At 75.9% G+C, this 20,567-nt stretch carries 1 protein-coding gene and 1 pseudogene; both read right to left on the bottom strand.

Translation table 11 applies throughout. The annotated features are described in order from the left end of the window. Positions 1–1,981: condensation domain-containing protein (locus GT045_RS20750; RefSeq protein ID WP_161335069.1), on the bottom strand; the 1,981-nt coding region annotated here is incomplete at its 3' end. 226 nt (positions 1,982–2,207) lie between these two features. Further along, positions 2,208–20,567, bottom strand: a pseudogene (locus GT045_RS20745) (non-ribosomal peptide synthase/polyketide synthase); the annotation flags it as partial.

The following is a 20,567-nucleotide window of genomic DNA, read 5'->3' as shown; positions in this document are numbered from 1 at the left end:
CGACGCCCTTGGGGCGGCCGGTGGAGCCGGAGGTGTGGATGACGTACGCGAGGTGGTCCGGGTGCAGCGGGGCGCGCCGGTCGGCGTCGGTGGGGTCGTTGTCCGGGGCGGTCGCGGGTACGGCACGCAGGGCGGCCTCGTCCAGGACGAGGGCCGGGTGGACGTCGTCCAGCAGGAACCGGACGCGTTCCTCGGGCAGCGCGGGGTCCAGCGGCAGGTAGCCGGCGCCGGACTTCCAGACGGCGAGGATCGCGACGATCATGTCGGCGGTGCGCGGCAGCCGCAGCGCGACCAGCTGTTCGGGGCCGGCACCCTGGGCGATGAGGTGGTGGGCGAGCCGGTTGGCGCGGGTGTTGAGCGTGGCGTAGTCCAGCCGCTCGCCGCCCGCGACCAGGGCGAGGGCGCCGGGGGTGCGGGCCGCGCGGCGCTCGAACAGCCGCGCGTGCGGTGTGTCGTCGGCGGGGTGCGGGTCGGGGGTGTTCCATTCGTGGACGACACGCCGTACCTCCTGCGCGGACAGCAGCGGCAGGCTGCCCAGCGGGCGGTCCGGGTCGTCGGCGGCGCCCTGGAGCAGGCGCAGCAGCTGTCCGGCCAGCCGCTCGGCCGTGGCCGCGTCGAACAGGTCGGTGCGGTACTCCAGCAGACCGGTCAGTGCCGTGCCGTCCGGTACGAACTCGACGCTCAGGTCGAAGGTGGCCGCCTGCCGGGGCACGGTGACCGGGGTGGTGACGAGGCCGCGCGGGGCGGTCGCGGCGGGCGGGTCGGGGTGCAGCAGGACCATCACGTCGAACAGGGGGTTGCGGCCCGCCTCGCGTGCGGCGCCCACCGCCTCCACGATCCGCTGGTACGGCGTGTCGCCGTGGGCGAAGGCGTCGTTGACCGTGCCGGCCGCTTCCGCCAGCAGGGCGCGGAAGGATCCGGACGGGTCCACCCGGGTGCGGAGCACGACGGTGTTCACGAAGAAGCCGACGGTCCGTTCGAGGTCGGTGCGGGACCGGCCGGGGGTGAGGGAGCCGACGGTGACGTCGTCCTGGCCGGACCAGCGGGCCAGCAGGGCCTGGGTGGCGGCGACGAGGGCCGTGTGCAGGGTGCTGTGCTGTTCTCTCGCGAGCTCGCGCAGGCGCGTGGTGAGGTGGGCGGGGACGGTGAAGGTGTGGACGGCACCCGGGCCCGCCTCCTCGCCGCGCCGCGGCCGGTCCAGGGGCAGCTCGGGCGCCACCGCACCGGCCAGCCGCTCCTTCCAGTGGGCGAGTTGCCGTTCGAGACGCGGTCCCGACAGCTGCTCGCGCTGCCACACCGCGAAGTCGGGGTACTGCGTGGCGACCGGGGGCAGTTCCGGCGCCACGCCCTGCGCGAGGGCGTCGTAGGCGGTGCACAGCTCGTCCAGGACGACGCCCATCGACCAGCCGTCGGTCACGATGTGATGTGCCGTCAGCAGCAGTACGTGGGAGGCGGCCGACTCGCGCAGCAGCAGGGCGCGCAGCAGGGGGCCGTCGCCCAGGTCGAAGGGGCGGGAGTACTCCGCGAGCAGGTCCGCGTCGAGGTCGTCGGTGTCCCGCAGCGGCAGCGGCACCGGGAGCGCGGGGTGCACGCGCTGCACGGGGTGGCCGTCGGCCTCCTCGAAGGTGGTGCGCAGCGCCTCGTGCCGGGCCACGACGGCGGCGAGGGCGGCGTGCAGCGCTTCGTGGTCCGGCGCACCGGTGAGCCGGACCGCGACCGCGCTGTTGTAGCGGGCGTCGCCGGGGCGCAGCCGGTCCAGGAACCACAGGCGCTGCTGGGCGAACGACAGCGGCAGCGGGCGGTCCCGGTCGGCGCGCGGGATGCCCTGCCGGGCGGCCGGGACCGCACCGCCGGTCCGTCCCGCGAGCCGCCGCCGCAGCGCCTCCCGCATCTCCTCGGGCAGGGCCTCGGCCCGGTCCCGCCGGGAGGGCCGCGCGGAACCGGACGGGTTCGAAGGGGTGGAAGGCGTCGAAGACGTCATGATCGTCGGATCCTCACCGTTCGCTGTCGTGGCCGCCGGACGCGGCGCCTTCGCTGTCGTGGCCGCCGGACGCGGCGTACCCGGGGTCATCGCCGCCGGACGCGGCGTACCGGGGGTCATGGCCGCCGGACGCGGCGTACCCGGGGTCATGGCCGCCGGGCGGGGCGTCCTCCGGGGCGGCACCGCCACCCGGCCGGGCGTCTTCGGCGTCCCCTTCGAGGCCGCCGTACGCGGCGTCTTCCAGTTCGCTCAGCACTTGGTCCTCCACGACGTCCGCCAGGGCGGCGACCGTGCGGGACACGAGGACGTCGCGCGGGGTGAGCGTGACGCCGAACGCGTCGTTGGCGCGGGAGGCGATGAGCAGGGCGCGCATGGAGTCGCCGCCGAGCAGGAAGTAGTCGTCCTCGGCGCCCACGGCCGTCCGGAGGGTCTCCTCCCAGATGGCCGCGAGCGCCTCCTCGGTGGGCGTGCGGGGTGCCACGTACTCCGGACGCTCCCGCTCCCCTTCCTCGTCCGGCGCCGGTGCGGGCAGGGCGGCCCGGTCGGTCTTGCCGTTCTCGGTGAGCGGGAAGCGGTCCAGCGCCACGAACGCCGACGGGACCATGTGACCGGGCAGCGAGCGGGCGGCCAGCGCCCGCAGCTCCGTCGCGGTGGGCGGCTGCGCGCCGGGGGCCGTGAGCAGGTGGGCGACCAGGCGGGGCAGACCCGGTTCGTCCTCGCGTACGGTCACCACGGCGTCCAGGACGCCGGGGTGACGGACCAGGGTGGCCTCGACCTCGCCCGCCTCGATGCGGTGGCCGCGCAGCTTCACCTGGTGGTCCGTGCGGCCGAGGTAGTGCAGTTCACCCGCGCTGTCCCGGCGCACGAGGTCGCCGGTGCGGTACATGCGGGTGCCGGGCGGCCCGAACGGGTCGGCGACGAACCGGGCCGCCGTGAGCCCGGGCCGGCCGAGGTAACCGCGGGCCAGTGCCGGCCCGCTCAGCCACAGTTCGCCGGTGACGCCGTCGGGGACCGGCCGGAGCCTGGCGTCCAGCACGTAGGCGCCGGTGGCGGGCAGCGGGCGGCCGACGGGCGGGGCGCTGCCGTCCGCCTCCAGGGGGGCGGACCAGGTGGCGACGACGGTGGCCTCGGTGGGTCCGTAGGAGTTGACCATGCGGTGGTGCGGGGCCCAGCGGGCGACGAGTTCGGCGCCGCACGCGTCGGCGCCCACGATCAGCGTCTTCAGCTCGGGCAGGGTGCCGGGTGCGTCGGCCGGCAGGGTGGCGAGGGCGGCCGGCGGCAGCAGGGTGTGCGTGATGCGCTCGGCCCGCAGGACGTCGGCCAGTTCGGCGCCGAGCAGCGGTCCGGGCCGGGGGACGACCAGCCGGGCGCCGTGCGGCAGTGACGCGCACAGCTCCAGCACGGAGGCGTCGAAGCTGGGCGTGGCGAAGGCCAGCACCCGGTCGCCGGGGGCGACCTGGTAGTGGGCCGCCTCGGCGGCGGAGAACGCGGCGAGTCCGCGGTGGGTGACGACGACGCCCTTGGGGCGGCCGGTGGAGCCGGAGGTGTAGATGACGTAGGCGGGGTCGTCCAGGTCGAGCGGGCGGGTCCGGTCGGCGTCGGTGGGCCGGTGGCCGGGCACGTCGTCCGGCGGGGCGGCGAGCAGGGCGGCGGCCTCCTTGGCGTCCAGGGTGAGGGCGGGGGCCGCGTCCCGCAGCATCAGGGCGATCCGCTCCTCGGGGTAGGCGGGGTCGACGGGCAGGAACGCGGCGCCCGTCTTCGTCACCGCCAGCTGCGCCAGCACCATGTCCGCCGAGCGGGGCAGCAGCAGCGCGACGAGGTCGCCCGGTCCGGTCCCGCGGGCGATGAGGCGGTGGGCCAGCCGGTTGGCCCGCTCCTCCACCTCGGTGAAGCGCAGTGCCGTGCCGCCTTCGTCCAGCGCGGCGGCCGTGGGCCACCGGTCGACGGCGGCCTCGACGAGGGCGGGCAGGGTGGCCGCGGGCACCGGGGCGAGCGCGGGGCGGACGGGCCCGCGCAGTAGCCGCTCCCGGTGTGCGGGCGGCAGCAGGTCGAGGCGGTCGAGCCGGTCGGTCCCGTCGGTGCCGGCCAGGGCGCCCAGTGCGTGCAGCAGCTGCTCTGCCAGGGAGTCGGCGGTGGCCGCGTCGAAGTACCGCGGGTCGTGACCGAGTTCGACGGTGAGCCGGTCACCGGGCGAGACGACCACGGTGAGGGGGTAGTTGGTGGCCTCCCGGGCGTCCAGGTCCCGCAGGGCGAGCCCGTGCGCGCCTGCGGTGGCGTCGCCGACCGGGTAGTTCTCCAGGACCACCAGGCTGTCGAACATCGCCGTGCCGGGCGGCAGTTCGCTGATGGCGTGCAGTTCGTTCAGGGGCAGGTGGTCGTGGCGGCGGTCCTCGGCGCGTGCCTCCTGCAGGGCGCGCAGCCAGTCCGCGCAGGCCGCGTCGCCGTCGACGCCGATCCGTGCGGGCAGGGTGGTGATGAACAGTCCGGTGATGGTGTCGGCGCCGGGCAGGTCGGCGGGCCGTCCGGAGACGGTCGTGCCGAAGCAGACCTCCCGCTCCCCGCTCCAGCGTGCCAGCAGCAGCGCCCAGGCACCCTGCACCAGGGTGTTGAGGGTGATGCGGTGCCGGCGGGCGAACTCCTGGAGCCGGCGGGTCTGCGCCACACCGAGCCGCCGGGACAGCCAGGTCCCGGAGCGGGCGGTGTCGCCCGGGGCGGGCCTGCGGTCGTACGGCAGCGGGGTCGGGCCGCCCAGCCCGGCCAGGGCGCCGAGCCAGTGCTCCCGTGCCTGGCCGGTGTCGCGGGCGGCCAGCCAGGCGGCGTAGTCCGCGAACGGCCTGCGCTCGGGCAGCCGGGGCCGCTCGCCGCGCACGAGGGCGGCGTGCGCGGCCATGACGTCGGACAGGACGTGGAAGACGCTCCAGCCGTCCAGCAGGACGTGGTGGAAGGTCCACACCACCCGGACCGCGTCCGGGCCGAGCCGGACGAGGGCGAGCCGCAGCAGCGGGGCGCGGTCGAGGGCGACGCCCCGGGCCCGCTCGTCGGCGAGCAGCCGCTCCAGCTCCGCCTCGTGCCGCTCGGCGGGCAGAGCGCTCCAGTCGTGCTCGGTGACCGGCGGGGTCGCCTCCCGGTGGACCACCTGGAGCGGGACGGGGACGCCGTGCAGCACGACGGAGGTGCGCAGCACCGGTGTGCGGTCGACGACGTGCCGCCAGGCCGCGGCCAGGGTTCCCGGGTCGTGGGCGCCGTCGGCGACGAAGGTGATCTGCTCGACGTAGAGCCCGTGTTCGGCCTCGTCCAGGCCGTGCATCACCATGCCGGTCTGGGTGGGGGTGAGCGGATAGACGTCCGTCACGTCGGCCGCGCCGCCGACCAGCCGGTCGACGGCCGCCTGGTCCAGCGGTGCGAGCGGGAAGTCCGAGGGGGTACGGCCGCCGGCGCCGGGTTCGGCGCAGTGCCGGACGATCGCCCGGAGTTCGTCGGTCAGTTCGGCCGCCAGCCGGGCGACGGTCTCGCGCCGGTGCACCTCGCGGGAGTACGACCAGGTGAACTCCAGCCGGTCGTCGACGACCCGGCCGAGGACGTCGAGCAGGTGAGGCCGCTGTGCGGCGGGGTCCATGCCGCCGGTGAGGCCGCCGTGGGGGGCGTGCAGCAGCCCGCCCGGGCGGGTGGTCCGGTCCTGCCGGCCCAGGTAGTTGAAGCAGACCGGTGGCAGGTCAGGCAGCCCGTCCCCGGCCTCGGGGTGCAGGAAGCGGAGCGCGCCGTAGCCGAGTCCGCCGTGCGGTACGGACCGCAGGTTCTCCTTGACGGACTTCAGCACGGTGCCGGTGCCGGCGTCCCGCGGCACGTCCAGGGCGACCGGGTACATGGTGGTGAACCAGCCGACGGTGCGGGCCAGGTCGGCGTCCGCGAACAGCTCCTCGCGGCCGTGGCCCTCCAGGGTCACCGCGACCCGGTCCCGGCCGGTCCAGCGGGCCAGGACCCGCCCCAGCGCGCACAGCAGGACGTCGTTGACGCGGGTGCGGTAGACGTCCGGCACGTCCTGGAGCAGGCGGCGCGTCTCCTCGGCGTCGAGTCCGGCGGTCAGGTCCTCCTCGACAGCGACGGTGTTCGCTCCTCCGGTGTGGTCGGCCGGCAGGACCGTGCCGGCGTCGAGGGCCCGCCAGTGGGCGAGTTCGGTGTCGAAGCCGCCCGCCTCGGTGTGGGCGGCGAGCCGGTGCGCCCAGGCCCGGAACGAGGTGCTCTTGGCGGCGAGGGCGGGGCGCCCGCCGTCCCTGAGCGCGGCGTAGGCGGTGTCCAGGTCCTCCAGGATCAGCCGCCAGGACACGGCGTCGACGACCAGGTGGTGGGCGGACAGCAGCAGCACCGGCCGGCCGCCGTCGGCCGGGCGGCACAGCGCGGCCCGCAGCAGCGGGCCCCCGGCCAGGTCGAAGCCGGCCCCGAGCGCGCGGGCCACCTCGTCCGGCGCCGCACCCCGGTGCACCTCCAGGTGCGCCGTGCCGTCGGCGGGCGCGGTGCCGTACTGCCGCCACCGTCCGTCGCCGTCCGGCTCGAACCGCATCCGCAGTGCGTCGTGATGCTCCAGTACGGCGGCCAGGGCGGCCCGCAGCAGGGGCTCCTCGGGGTCGGTGGCCAGCTCGTGGGCGACCGTCTGGCTGAAGTGGGCGGGGTCGCCGGTGAGGGTCTCGAGGAGCCAGTGCTGTACGGGGGTGAGCGGGGTGTCACCGGTCACCGGTCCCTGCTCGGCGGCCGCCGCGGACACGGCGGCGTCGGTCACCGGCTGGGCGGCGGCGGCGAGTTCGGCGAGGGTCTGGTGGGTGAAGAGGTGCCGGGGGTTCAGGGCGAGCCCGGCCCGGCGGGCGGCGGAGACGATCTGGATGCCGAGGACGGAGTCGCCGCCGAGGGTGAAGTAGTTGTCGTCGGCGCCGACTTCGGGCACGCCCAGCACCTCGGACCAGATGGCCGCGAGGGTCCGCTCCGCCTCGGTGTGCGGCGGCCGGCCGGTCCGGCCCGCGGCCGGGGCGGCCCACTCGGGTGCGGGCAGCGCCCGCCGGTCCAGCTTGCCGGTGGCACCGAGCGGAAGCCGCTCCAGCGGGACGACGAGGGCGGGGACCAGGTGGTCGGGAAGGCCGCGGGCGAGGAAGGCCCGCAGCTCGGCGGGGTCCGGCAGGCCGGCCGTGCGCGGCACCGCGTAACCGACCAGCCGCCGGTGCCCGCCGTGTTCGACCACCCGGGCCGCTGCCGCCGCCACGGCGGGGTGGCGGGCCAGGGCGGACTCGACCTCGCCGAGTTCGATGCGGAAGCCGCGCACCTTCACCTGGTCGTCGCCCCGGCCGAGGTAGACGAGGTCGCCGTCGGCCGTCCAGCGGACCAGGTCGCCGGTGCGGTACATACGGCTGCCGGGCGGCCCGAACGGGTCGGGCAGGAACCGGGACGCGGTCAGGCCCGGCCGGCGCAGGTAGCCGCGGGCGACACCGGTGCCGGCGAGGAACAGCTCGCCGGGCGCGCCGGTGGGAACCGGGCGCATCCGTTCGTCCAGGACGTAGGCGCGGGCACCGCCGAGCGGCCGGCCGATCGGGGGGTCGCGGTCGGGGTCGGCCGGGTCGCAGGTGAAGGCGGTGGCGTAGACGGTGGCCTCGGTGGGGCCGTAGATGTTGCGGACCTCGCTGCCGGGCACGGCCGTCAGCACCCGCCGTACGGTCCGGGCGGGCAGCCCCTCCCCCGCGAGGACGACGGTGTCCGCGGTGATCCGCACGGCGTCCTCGGCGAGCAGCCGGTCCAGGGCCGAGGGCACCGCGCTGAGCAGTCCGGCCCGCCAGGGTCCGGGGCGCTCGGTGAGGGCGAGCAGGTCGCGGACGACCTCCACGCAGCCGCCGGACAGCAGCGGGGAGAAGATCTCGAAGACCGACACGTCGAAGTTGAGCGAGGTGGAGGCCACCACGTGGGCCAGGCCGCGGCCGGTGAACTCGGCCGCCGCCCAGTCGGTCAGGGCCCGCACGGAGGCGTGGCTGACGACCACTCCCTTGGGCCGGCCGGTCGAGCCGGAGGTGTGGATGACGTAGGCCGGGTGGCCGGGCAGCAGGGTGCCGTGCCGCTCGTCGTCGCCGACGGGGGTGTCCGGGACCTGTGCGGCGTCCGGGTCCGGCCCGGTCTCCGGCGCGTCCAGCAGGATGCGGGTGAACGGGCCCGCGGGCAGCCGGGCGGCGGTCTCCGTGGCCGTGATCACGGCGTCGGGCCGTACGTCGTCGAAGAGGAACGCGACCCGCTCGGCCGGGTACTGGGGGTCGACCGGCAGGTAGGCGGCGCCGCTCTTGAGTACCGCGAGGAGCGCCACGACCAGGTCGGCGGTGCGGGGCAGGCAGAGGGCGACGAAGCGTTCGGGTCCGGCGCCGGCGGCGATGAGCAGCCGGGCCAGCCGGTTGGAGCGGGCGTCGAGTTCACGGTAGGTCAGGCAGGTGTCGGCGTGGCGTACGGCGGGGGCGTCCGGGGTGCGTTCGGCCTGCCTGCGGAACGCGTCGGGCAGGGTGTCCTGCGGGGCCTCGGCCGGCGGTCCGCCGAAGCGGGCCACCAGGTCCCGCCCCTCGGCGGCGTCCAGCAGCGGCAGTTCGGCCAGGCACCGGGCCGGGTCGGCGGCCATGCCGGTCAGCAGGGTGCGCAGGCTCTCGCCCAGGGCCCGGACGGTCGTGGTGTCGAAGGCGGCCGGGTCGTAGTCCAGGTTGACCGCCAGGGTGTCGCCGGGCGCGACGACCACGCTGAGCGGGTAGTTCGTCGGCTCCAGGTCCCGTTCCTGCTCCATGGCCAGGCCGTGCCGGGCCAGCGACCCCTCGTCGAAGGGGTAGTTCTCGAAGACCACGATGGAGTCGAACAGGCCGGTGCCGCCGGGCACCTCGCTCCACGACTGCAGCTGGGCCAGCGACACGAAGTCGTGGCGGCGGGACTCCGACTGGGCGGTCTGCAGTTCGCGCAGCCAGTCCAGCAGCGGGCGCCGTCCGTCGACGCGGACCCGGGTGGGCAGGGTGTTGATGAACAGGCCGACCATCGAGGTCACGCCCGGCAGTTCGGCGGGCCGGCCGGAGACGGTGGTGCCGAACACCACGTCGGAGCCGCCGCCGTAGCGGGACAGCAGCAGCGCCCAGGCGCCCTGGAGGACGGTGTTGAGGGTCAGCCCCGCTCGCTGGGCGGTCTCCCGCAGGCGGGCGGAGACGTCCGGTCCGAGGGTCATGCGCACCGACTCCGAGGAGGAGTCGCGGTGGGCCTCGGCGGGCCGCCGGTCCCGGGGCAGTTCGGTGGGTGCCTGGAAGCCGGCGAGGGTGGTGCGCCAGTACCGCTCGGCGCCGCCGGTGTCCCGCCCGGCCAGCCAGCGCAGGTAGTCGGCGAAGGGCCTGCGTTCCGGCAGTCGCGGGGGCCGCCCGGAGGTCAGGGCCGCGTAGCGCTCGCAGACCTCGTCGAAGACCTGGGCCGCGCTCCAGCCGTCGAGCAGGACGTGGTGGAACGTCCACACGAGGCGGACCCGGTCGGGCGTCAGGCGGATCAGCGTCAGCCGCATCAGGGGTGCGGTGCCCAGGTCGATGCCCGCCTCCCGGTCCGCGGCCAGCAGCCGGTCCAGCTCGTCCGCACCCTGGTCCGGCCGGTCCGACCAGTCGTGGTGGGTGACGGGGACGGCGGCCCGCCGACGCACGACCTGGAGCGGTTGCGGGGTTTCCTGCCACACCAGGTGGGTGCGCAGGCCCGGGTCGGCGTCCACGGTGTGCTGCCACGCGTCGGCGAGCGCGTGCGGGTCGGTGACGCCGGACAGCACCAGCTGCACCTGGTTGACGTAGGTGCGGCCGCCGGGGTCCAGCAGGCTGTGGAAGAGCATGCCCGACTGCATCGGCGTCAGCGGGTACATGTCCGCGACGTCCCGGCCGTCCCCGGCGATGCGGTCCACGGCGGTCTGGTCCAGCCGGGCCAGCGGGAAGTCCGAGGGTGTGCGGCCGCCCGCGTCCGGCCGGGCGCAGTGCGCGACGATGTCCGCGAGGGCCCGCAGCATGCCCTCGGCGAGTGCGCCGACGGTGTGCTCGTGGTGCCGGCCGGCGCTGTAGTACCAGGTGATCTCCAGCTGGTCGTCCTCGACGCGGGCCACCACGTCCAGCAGGTGCGGGCGTTCGGTGCCGGGGGCCTCGGCGCCGCCGAGGCCCCCGGGCACCGCCCCGATCAGGGTGCCGCCGTCGGCGGTCCAGTCGAAGCGGCCCAGGTAGTTGAAGCTGATGCCGGGCGCGGGCGCACCGGTGAGCCGTTCGTCACGGACGAGGTGGCGCAGCACGCCGTAGCCCAGTCCCCGGTCGGGTACGGCCCGCAGCTGTTCCTTCACCGCCTTCAGGGCGGTGCCCCAGTCCCCCGCCGGGACGGTGAGGGCGACCGGGAAGAGCGAGGTGAACCAGCCGACGGTGCGGGAGAGGTCGATGTCCTCGAAGAGCTGGTCCTCGCGGCCGTGCCCCTCCAGGCCGACGGCGACGGTGTCGCGTCCGGTCCAGTCGGCGAGGACCCGGCCCAGCGCGGTGAGCAGGACGTCGTCGATGCGGGTGCGGTAGACGCCGGGCACCCGGCGCAGCAGGCCGGCGGTGTCTTCGCGGTCCAGCCGGACGGTCACCTCCCGGACGTCGGCCGCGGTGTTGCCGCCGGTGCCGTCCACGGGAAGCGGGTCGGCGCAGGGTTCGGCCGCGCTCTCCCAGTGGGCGAGCTGTGCGGCGAACCGGTCGTCGTCGCGCAGCCGCCGGGCCCACTCCCGCACCGAGGTGGTGCGGGCGGGCAGTCGTACGGGCTGCCCGGACGCGGCCTGCCCGTAGGCGGTCTCCAGGTCCTCCAGCAGGATCCGCCAGGAGACGCCGTCGACCACCAGGTGGTGGGCGACCAGCAGCAGCCGGTCGTGCGGTGCGCCGGTGGCGGTGAACAGGCGGGCGGTGAACAGGGGGCCCGTGTCCAGGCGGAGTCCGGCGTGGGCGGCCGCCGTGAGCCGCTCCTCGTCCCGGCGGTCGTGGATGCGGAGCAGTTCGGGGACCGGTCCGTCGGCCGCGGCCACCTCCTGGCGCCGAGCGCCCTCGGGGCCGGGGACGAAGCGGGCGCGCAGGGCGTCGTGGTGGGCCCACAGGGCGGCGAGGGCGTGCCGCAGGGCGTCCTGGTCGACGGGTCCCGTCGTCTCGATGACGACGGACTGGTCGAAGAAGTCGGCGTGCTCCGGCCGCGGGTCCAGGAACCAGTGCTGGATCGGCAGGAGGTCCACCGCTCCCTCGACCGGCTCGGTTCCGGCGACGGCGGTCACCGCACCGCCGTCGGCGGCGGCGGCCAGTTCGGCGACCGTGGGATGCCGGAACAGATCGCGGGGGGTGAGGGTGAGTCCCGCGGCGCGGGCCCGGGAGACCACCTGGATGCTGAGGATCGAGTCGCCGCCGAGCATGAAGAAGTTGTCGTCCACGCCGACCCTGGCCACGCCGAGCAGCTCGGCCCAGATCCCGGCGAGCACGTGCTCGGTCGCGGTGCGCGGGGCACGGTGGGCCGCCTCGCCGCCCGCCGACCAGTCGGGGGCGGGCAGCCGGCGCCGGTCGACCTTTCCGTTGGCCGTCAGCGGAAGTTCGGGCACGGTGACGAAGGCGGCGGGCACCATGTAGTCGGGCAGTCCGGCGGCCAGGTGGGCACGCAGATCGGCGGCGGGCGGCACCTCGGCGGTGCCGGCGGCCACGAGGTGGGCCGCCAGCCGCTTGCGCCCGGCTTCCTCGTACAGGGAGACGACGGCCTCGGCGACGGCGGGGTGGGCGGTGAGCCGGGCCTCGATCTCGGCGGGCTCGACGCGGAATCCGCGGATCTTGATCTGGTCGTCGGCGCGGCCGACGAAGTGCAGCTCGCCGTCGGCGCTCCAGCGCACGATGTCGCCGGTGCGGTACATCCGGGCGCCGGGCGGCCCGTAGGGGTCGGCGACGTAGCGGGCGGCGGTGGCCCCGGGACGGCCCGCGTAACCCCGGGCCAGGCCGGCGCCCGCGAGGTACAGCTCGCCCGGGATGCCGGGGGGCTGGGGCTGCAGGGCGGTGTCGAGGACGTACACGCGCGTGTTGTCGAGCGGGCGGCCGATGGGCAGCACGGCCGGCAGCGGGTCGCCGGCGCGGAAGACGCGGCGGGTGGCGAAGGTGGTGGTCTCGGTGGGGCCGTAGCCGTCCACGACGGTCAGGCCGGGGCAGGCGTCCAGGACCCGGCGCACGGCCGCGCCCGGTACGGCCTCGCCGCCCGTCCACACCTCGCGGGCGCCGCGCAGACACCCGGGGTCCTCCTGGGCGAGGAGCCGGAACAGGCCCGCGGTCAGCCACAGGCAGCTCACCCGCTGCTCGGTGATCGCGCGCCTGACCTGGGTGGCGTCCAGGTCGGTGGGCGGCGCGAGGACGGCCGTGCCGCCGCGCAGCAGGGGCACCCACACCTCGTAGGTGGCGGCGTCGAAGGCGTGCGGCGAGTGCACGAGGACCCGGTCGTGCCCGGCGAAGGCCCGGTCGAGGGCGAGCGCGACGACGTCCCGCTGGCGCACCGCGACACCCTTGGGAGTGCCGGTGGAGCCCGAAGTGAACATCACGTACTGGACGTTGTCGGGGTGCACGACGACGGCGGCCGCGGGACCGGTGGCGTCGTCGGTGGCGGTGAGGTCGTCGGTGGCGGTGGCGTCACCGGTGGCGGTGAGGTCTTCAGGGGTGAGGCCGTGAGTGGCGGTGGCGTCACCGGTGGCGGTGAGGTCACCGGTGGCGGTGAGGTCGTCGGTGGACGTGGGGTCGTCGGTGACGCGGGGGCCGGCCGCTCCGGTGAGGGCGTCGACGCGCAGTACGCCGTCGCCGGGCAGCACCTCCCGGGCCGTCCGGGACCATCCGGCGTCGGTCAGCAGCAGACCGGCACCGGCCTCGGCCAGCATCCGGCGCAGCCGCTCGGCCGGCGCCCTGCCGTCCAGGGGTACGTTCACGCCGCCGGTACGGACGAGGGCCAGCTGGGTGACGACCAGCTGGACGGAGCGGTCCATGAGGACGCCGACCGGCTGTTCGGGCCGCACTCCGAGCCGGGCCAGCCGGGCCGCCAGCCGGGCCGCCCGGGCGTCGAGTTCGCGGTAGGTGACGTGCTCGTCCCCGGCCTCCAGGGCGACGGCGTCGGGAGTACGGCGCACCTGTGCGGCGAAGAGCTCGGCGACGGTGGTGTCGGGGAGGCCGGCGGCGGTGTCGTTCCAGTGGCGCAGCACCTGCTCGCGGCGGTCCGGGGCGAGCAGCGGCAGCCGGGCCGGCGGGCAATCGGCCCCGGCGGCCAGGCCGGTGAGCAGGACGGTCAGGTACTCCGTCATCCGCTCGGCGGTCCCCGCGTCGAACAGCTCGGGGTCGTAGCCGAGGCGCAGGGCCAGTTCCGTGCCCGGGTAAGCGGTCAGGCTCAGCGGGTAGTTGGTGCTCTCGATGCCCTCCAGGCCGCTCAGACGCAGCCCGTGGCCGGCGGCGAGGTCACCGTCCACCGGGTAGTTCTCGAAGACGACGATGCTGTCGAACAGGCCGACACGCTCGGGCAGTTCGGTGAACGCCCGCATGCGGGTGAGCGGCAGGTGGTCGAAGCGCCGGTCCTCGCTCTGGTCGCGCTGGAGCGCGCGCAGCCAGTCGAGCAGGGTGCCGTGGCCGGGGACGGTGACCCGGGTGGGCAGGGTGGTGATGAACAGACCGGTCATGTCCTCGGCGCCGGGCAGCTCCGGGGGCCGGCCGGACACGGTGGTGCCGAACACCACCTCGTCCCGGCCGGCCTGCCGGGCCAGCAGCAGCGCCCAGGCGCCCTGGACCAGGGTGTTCAGGGTCAGCCCGGAGGAGCGCGCCAGCCGTTCCAGCTCCCGGGTGGCGGCCGCGGGCAGGGTGCCGTGGACCGCGTGCGTGGACTCGGCGCGGTGGGCCTCGCGCGGCTCGCGGTCGTACGGCAGCGGGGTCGCCTCGGCGAGGCCGGACAGGCGGCGCCGCCAGTGCTGTTCGGCCGCGGCCGGGTCGCGCCGCCGCAGCCAGGCGACGTAGTCGCGGTGGGGCGGGCGGTGCGGGAGGGTGTCGGGGCCGGCTCCGGCGTGCCGGGCGAAGACGTCCGTGAGCACCTGGAACAGGCTCCAGCCGTCCAGCAGCAGATGGTGGAAGGACCACACCACGCGTACCTCGGTGCCGGAGATCCGGGCGAGGAGCAGACGCTGGAGCGGTGCCCGGCCCAGGTCGACGCCCTCGGCGCGGTCCCGGGCCAGTACGTCGTCGAGCCGGGCGCGGGCCTCCTCGGGGCTCAGGTCCCGCCAGTCCAGGTGGGTGACCGGTAGGGCCGCGTGGCGCTGCACGACCAGCAGCGGCTCGGGCACGTCCTGCCAGACGACCCGGCCGCGCAGCACCTCGGTGCGGTCGGTGACGTACTGCCAGGCGGCGGCGAGGGCCGCCGGGTCGGGGACGCCGTCCAGGACGAACGTCAGCTGCTGGAAGTAGACACCGCGGTCGTCCTGGGACAGACCGTGGAAGAGCATGCCCGCCTGGGTGGGCGTCAGCGGCAGGACGTCGGCCACCGCCGCCGGATCGGCGCCCGTGATCCGGTCCACGGCGGCCTGGTCGAGCGGGGCGAGCGGGAAGTCGGACGGGGTGCGCCCGGCGGCTCCCGGACGGGTGGCGTGCCGGGCGAGGTCGGCGAGCGCGTCGGCGAACCGCCCGGCCAGGGCGCCGACCGTGTCCTGCCGGTACCGCCGGTCGGTGTAGAACCACGTGAACTCGAGTGCGTCGTCGACGAGTCGGCCGACGACCTCCAGGGGGTGCGGGCGGCCGGCCGCGGGGTCCGCGTCCAGTTCCAGCGGCCGTACGGTGCCCCGGTAGAGGCCGTCGGTGTCCTGCGACAGCCCCATCCGGCCCAGGTAGTTGAAGCTGATCTGTGCGTCCGGGGTGCGGGGCGCCGAACCGGGCCCGGCCAGGTACCGCAGCGCGTCATGGCCGAGACCGTGCCGGGGTACGGCCCGCAGCTGCTCCTTGACCCGCTTCAGCACGGTGTCCCAGTCGGCGTCCTGCGGTACGGCCAGCGCGACGGGGTGGCGGGTGGTGAACCAGCCGACCGTGCGGCTGACGTCCAGCTCGGGGAAGATTTCCTCGCGGCCGTGTCCCTCGACGTCCACCACCACCCGGTCCCGCCCGGTCCAGGCGCACAGCGCGCGGCCGAGGGCACTGAGCAGGACGTCGTTGGCCTGGGTGCGGTAGGTGTCGGGCAGGGTGCGCAGCAGGGCCGAGGTGTCCTCGGCGCTCAGGCGGACGGTGACGGAGCGCTGGGCGCCGTAGGTGTCGGCGCCTTCCGGCAGGTCGGCGGGGAGGGCGGGTTCGATGCCGGGGACGGCCTCGGCCCAGTAGCCGCGTTCGTCGTCGAAGCCGCCGTCGGCCGCGTGGGCGTTCAGCCGGCGCGCCCACTGGCGCAGCGGTGAGGACTTCGCGGGCAGTGCCGTGGCGCCGTCGCGGCCGGCGCGGCGGGCCCGGTAGGCGCGGTCCAGGTCGTCCAGGAGCACCCGCCACGAGACACCGTCGACCACCAGGTGGTGGACGGCGAGGTGCAGCACCGGGGCCCGGCCGGCTCCGCAGTCGTGCAGTACGGCGCGCAGCAGCGGCCCGCGGGTGAGGTCGAAGGGGCCGAAGTGCGGGGTGTCCGTCTCCGGGCCGCTGTGGCGGGCCAGGCGCACGCGGGGGGCGTGGTCGTCGATGAACCAGCCGACCTCGCCCGCGTCGCCGGCCTTGCCGCCCTCACCGACCCCACCCGCCTCGCCGCCCTCGCCGCCCTTACCGGCCGCGCCCGCCGCGCCTGCCGGGCCTGCCGGGCCGACCCTGTCGCCCGCGTCGGTCCCGTCGGCCGCTCCGGCGGCGCCGGCCGGGACGAAACGGGAGCGCAGGGCGTCGTGGTGGGCGACCAGGTCGCCCAGGGCGTCCTCCAGGGCCGCCGCGTCCAGGTCTTCCGGCAGCCGGACGGACAGCGCCTGGGAGAAGTGGCCGGCGCGCTCGGCCGCGGTGGAGAACAGCCAGTGCTGGATGGGGGTCAGCGGGGCCGCGCCGGTGGCCGCCTCCGGCCGGGGAGCCGGCTCGCGCGGACCGGCGGCGGCGTCCGCGCAGCGGGCGAGGGCCGCGACCGTCTGGTTCTGGTAGACGTCCCGCGACGTCAGCGGCAGCCCCTCCTGCCGGGCACGGGCCACCACCTGGATGCTCAGGATCGAGTCGCCGCCGAGTTCGAAGAAGTTGTCGTCGACACCGATCCGTTCCACGCGCAGCACCTCGCACCAGATGGCGGCAAGCACCCGCTCGGTGTCCGTGCGGGGCGCGACATGCCGCACCGCGCGCACGACGGGACCGGGGTCGGGCAGCCGCCCCCGGTCGAGCTTGCCGTTCGGGCTGAGCGGCAGGCGGTCCAGCACGAGGACGGCCGACGGGACCATGTAGTCGGGCAGCGTGCGGCCGAGTTCCCGGCGCACGGCCTCCGGTTCCGTCCGTTCCCCGGCGGCCGGCACGACGTAGCCGACCAGGCGCCGGTGTCCCTCGCCGTCGGTGGTGACGGTGGCCGCCGCCTCCGCGACGCCCGCGCAGCCGCGCAGCGCCTCCTCCACCTCGCCCAGTTCGATGCGGAAGCCGCGTACCTTGACCTGCTGGTCGGTGCGGCCCACGTACTCCAGTGAGCCGTCGGCCCGGCGGCGCACCAGGTCGCCGGTGCGGTACATGCGCTCCCCCGGCGCGCCGAACGGGTCGGCGATGAACCGGGCGGCGGTCAGTGCGGGGCGGTGCAGGTAGCCGCGGGCCAGGCCGCCGCCGCCGAGGTACAGCTCCCCGGTGACGCCGACGGGCTGGGGGCGCAGGCCGTGGTCGAGGACGTAGGCGCGGGTGAGGGCCACCGGGCCGCCGATGGGCGGGGCCTGTTCCGGCAGCCGGTCGCCGGCGAACCACGCGGTGGCGTAGACGGTGGCCTCGGTGGGGCCGTAGATGTTGGCGATCCGGCTCCCGGGCATGGCGTCCCGCAGCTCGTGCACGGTCTGCGCCGGCAGGGCCTCGCCGGCCAGGACGACGGTGTCCGCGGTCACGGGCGGCGTACCGCCCGCGAGCAGCCGGGAGACGACGGACGGCACCCCGCTGAGCAGCCCGGCCCGCTGCGGGCCGGCGCCGTCGGCGAGGGCGGGCAGGTCGGCGACCACCTCGACGGTGCCGCCCGCCACCAGCGGGCAGAGCAGTTCGAAGACCGAGACGTCGAAGTTGAGGGAGGTGGAGGCGATGACATGGGCCAGTCCCTCGGCACCGAACCGCTCCCCCGCCCATTCGGCCAGGGCGGCGACACTGCGGTGGGTGACCACCACTCCCTTGGGGCGGCCGGTGGAACCGGAGGTGTAGATGACGTAGGCGGGGTGGTCCGGCAGCAGCGGCCGAAGCCGGTCGGCGTCGGTCGGCGTCGTGTCGGCCACGGCCGCGTCGGCGCACGTCTCCAGGAGCAGCGGCGCGCAGTCCGGGGGCAGTGCGGCGGCGGTCTCCCGGGTGGCGAGGACGATGGCGGGGCGGGCGTCGGCGAGCATGAGGCGGACGCGCTCGGCGGGGTAACCGGGGTCGACCGGGAGATAGCCGGCGCCCGAGGCGAGCACCGCCCACAGCGCGGGCACGAGGTCGGCGGTGCGCGGCAGGCACAGCGCGACCAGCTGCTCCGGTCCGGCGCCGCGCGCGATGAGCAGCCGGGCCAGCCGGGCGGCGCGCCGGGCGGTCTCGGCGTAGTCCAGACGGACCGGGCCGCAGACGACGGCGGTGCGGTCGGGGGTCCGGGCGGCCTGGGCCTGGAGCAGCCCGGGCAGCGTGGCGTGCCCGGTGTCACGCGCCCGGCGGGCGGGCGGGTTCCAGGTGTCCACCAGTGTCCGCTGTTCCTCGGCCGAGAGCATGGACAGCTCGGCCAGCCGGCGGCCCGGGCCGTCCGCCATGCCCTCCAGCAGGCGGTGCAGGTGGGCGGTCAGCCGGGCCACCGTGGACGCCTCGAACAGGTCGGTGTTGTACTCGGCGGTCAGCACGCAGCCGCCGGCCGCGTCCGGCGTGAACTCAAGGACCAGGTCGAAGCGGGCGGCCGGGCGCGGCAGCGGATGGTCGGCGAAGCGCACCCCGCCGGAGAGGGGCGGCACGGGCCAGGCGGTCTGCTGCACGACGAGCGCCTGCACCAGCGGGGTGCGGCTGGGGTCGCGGGGCGGTGACAGCTCTTCTACCACCCGGTCGAAGGGCACCGCGTCGTGGGCGAAGGCATCCAGCACGGTGGCGCGCATGGTCTCCACGAACCGGTCCACGGTCGACCGTTCGTCCACCTCGCCCCGGAGGACCACCGTGTTGGCGAAGAAGCCCGGGACGTCCTCCAGGTCCCGCCTGCCGCGCCCGGTGGTGACGGTGCCGAACGCGACGTCCTGCTGTCCCGAGTAGCGGGAGAACAGCAGTGTGGAGGCGGCCGCGAACAGGGTGAACGGCGTGGTGCCGCGTCCGGCGGCCAGCCGGCGCAGCCGGGTGACCAGATCCGCCGGGAGGAGGTGGCGGTGGGCCGCCCCGGCGGTGGTGCGCACGGCGGGACGCGGCCGGTCGGTGGGCAGTTCGAGGTGCTGGATCCCCGCCAGGTGCCGTTTCCAGTAGGCCAGGTCGGCGGTGTCGGCTCCGGCCGCCCGCTGCTGTCGTTCCCACACCGCGAAGTCCGGGTACTGCACTGCGGGCCGGGGCAGCCCGTCCGGCTCACCGGTGGTCTGCGCGTGGTAGAGAGCGGCGAGTTCACGGGTGAGGACGCCCACCGACCAGCCGTCGGTGACGATGTGGTGCTGGCCCAGCAGCAGCAGGTGGTCCTCGGCGGCGAGCCGGACGAGCAGGGCCCTGGTGAGCGGGCCGGTGGACAGGTCGTAGGGCCGGCTCAGTTCCTCGGTGAGCAGCGTCTCGGCGGCACCGGCGCGGCGCGCCTCGGGTACGCCGGTGAGATCGGCCGTCCGCAGCGGCAGGTCGGGCTCCGGCGCGACACGCTGGACGCCCTGGCCGTCGGCGGTGGTGAACGTGGTGCGCAGGGAGGCGTGCCGGGCCGCGAGGCGGTGCAGGGACAGCTGGAGCGCGTCCGGGTCCAGGGGGCCCCGCAGGCGCAGGGCCACACCGGTGTTGTACTCGGCGCCGCCCGCGCTCAGGTCGTCGAGGTACCAGAGCCGGCGCTGTGCGCTCGACAGGGGCAGGTCGCCGTCGGCCGGGGCCGGCGGGATCGGCTCCGGCGGTGCGGTGGCCGACGGGGTGGCGAGCAGCGGGGCGAGGGCGGCGACCGTCCGCGCGGTGAAGACGTCCCGTACGGTCAGCCGGACGCCGAGTTCGTCACGGATGCGGGACAGGGCGCGGGCCGCGAGGATCGACTCGCCGCCCAGGTCGAAGAAGTCGTCCGTCACCCCGACCGTGTCGACGCCGAGGACGTCCGCCCAGATCTCGGCGAGAGCCCGCTCCGGCGCGGACCGGGGCGCGACATGGCCGGACGTGACCGTGCGCTCCGGGACGGGCAGGGCGTTGCGGTCGATCTTGTTCTGCGGGGTGAGCGGCATGCGGTCCAGGACCACGACCGCGGACGGCACCATGTGCGCGGGCAGCACGGCTGCCGCGGCCGCGCGCAGGGCCGCCGGGTCCAAGGCGGCGTCGCGGGCGTCGGTGGCGGCCGACGCCGGGGCGGGGGTGACGTACCCGACGAGCCGCTGGTGCCCCGGCTCGTCCTCGCGTACGACGACCACGGCCTCGCCGACACCGCCGGCCCGGCGCAGGGCCGCCTCGATCTCGCCGGGCTCGATACGGAAGCCGCGGATCTTCACCTGCCGGTCCAGCCGGCCCAGGAACTCCAGCTCCCCGCCGGGGGTCCAGCGCGCCCGGTCGCCGGTGCGGTACAGGCGGGCGCCGGGCGGCCCGAAGGGATCGGCGACGAACCGGGCGGCGGTCAGTGCCGGGCGGCCCAGGTAGCCGCGGGCCACCGCGTCACCGCCCACGAACAACTCGCCGTCCGTGCCGGGCGGTACGGGACGCATCGCGGAGTCGAGGACGTACACCCGGGTGTGCGGCAGAGCACCGCCGATCGTGGGTGTGCCCCCGCCGGCGGTGAGCGGACCGGTCCAGGTGGCGACGATGGTGGTCTCGGTCGGACCATAGGAGTTGATCATGCGGCGGCCGGGTGCCCAGCGGTCCACGAGGCCGGCCGGGCACGCCTCGGCGCCGACGATCAGCGTGCGCAGCCGGGGTGCGGTGCCCTGTGCGGGGTCGGGCAGGGTGGCCAGGGCGGCGGGCGGGATGAGGGCGTGCGTGATGCCGTGCTCGTCCAGTACGGCGGCGAGTTCGTCGCCCAGCCAGGGGCCGTGCGGCGGTACGACGAGGGTGGCGCCGGTCAGGACGGAGACGAACAGCTCCAGGACGGAGGCGTCGAAGCTCGGCGAGGAGAACTGGAGCACGCGGTCACCGGGGCCGACCGCGTACCGTTCGGCGGCGGCCGAGGTGAATCCGCCGATGCCGCGGTGGGTGACGGTCACGCCCTTGGGGGTGCCGGTGGAGCCGGAGGTGTAGATGACGTAGGC

Source organism: Streptomyces sp. SID486, from assembly GCF_009865385.1.
Lineage (GTDB): Bacteria > Actinomycetota > Actinomycetes > Streptomycetales > Streptomycetaceae > Streptomyces.
This window is presented reverse-complemented; position numbering and strand designations above follow the sequence as displayed.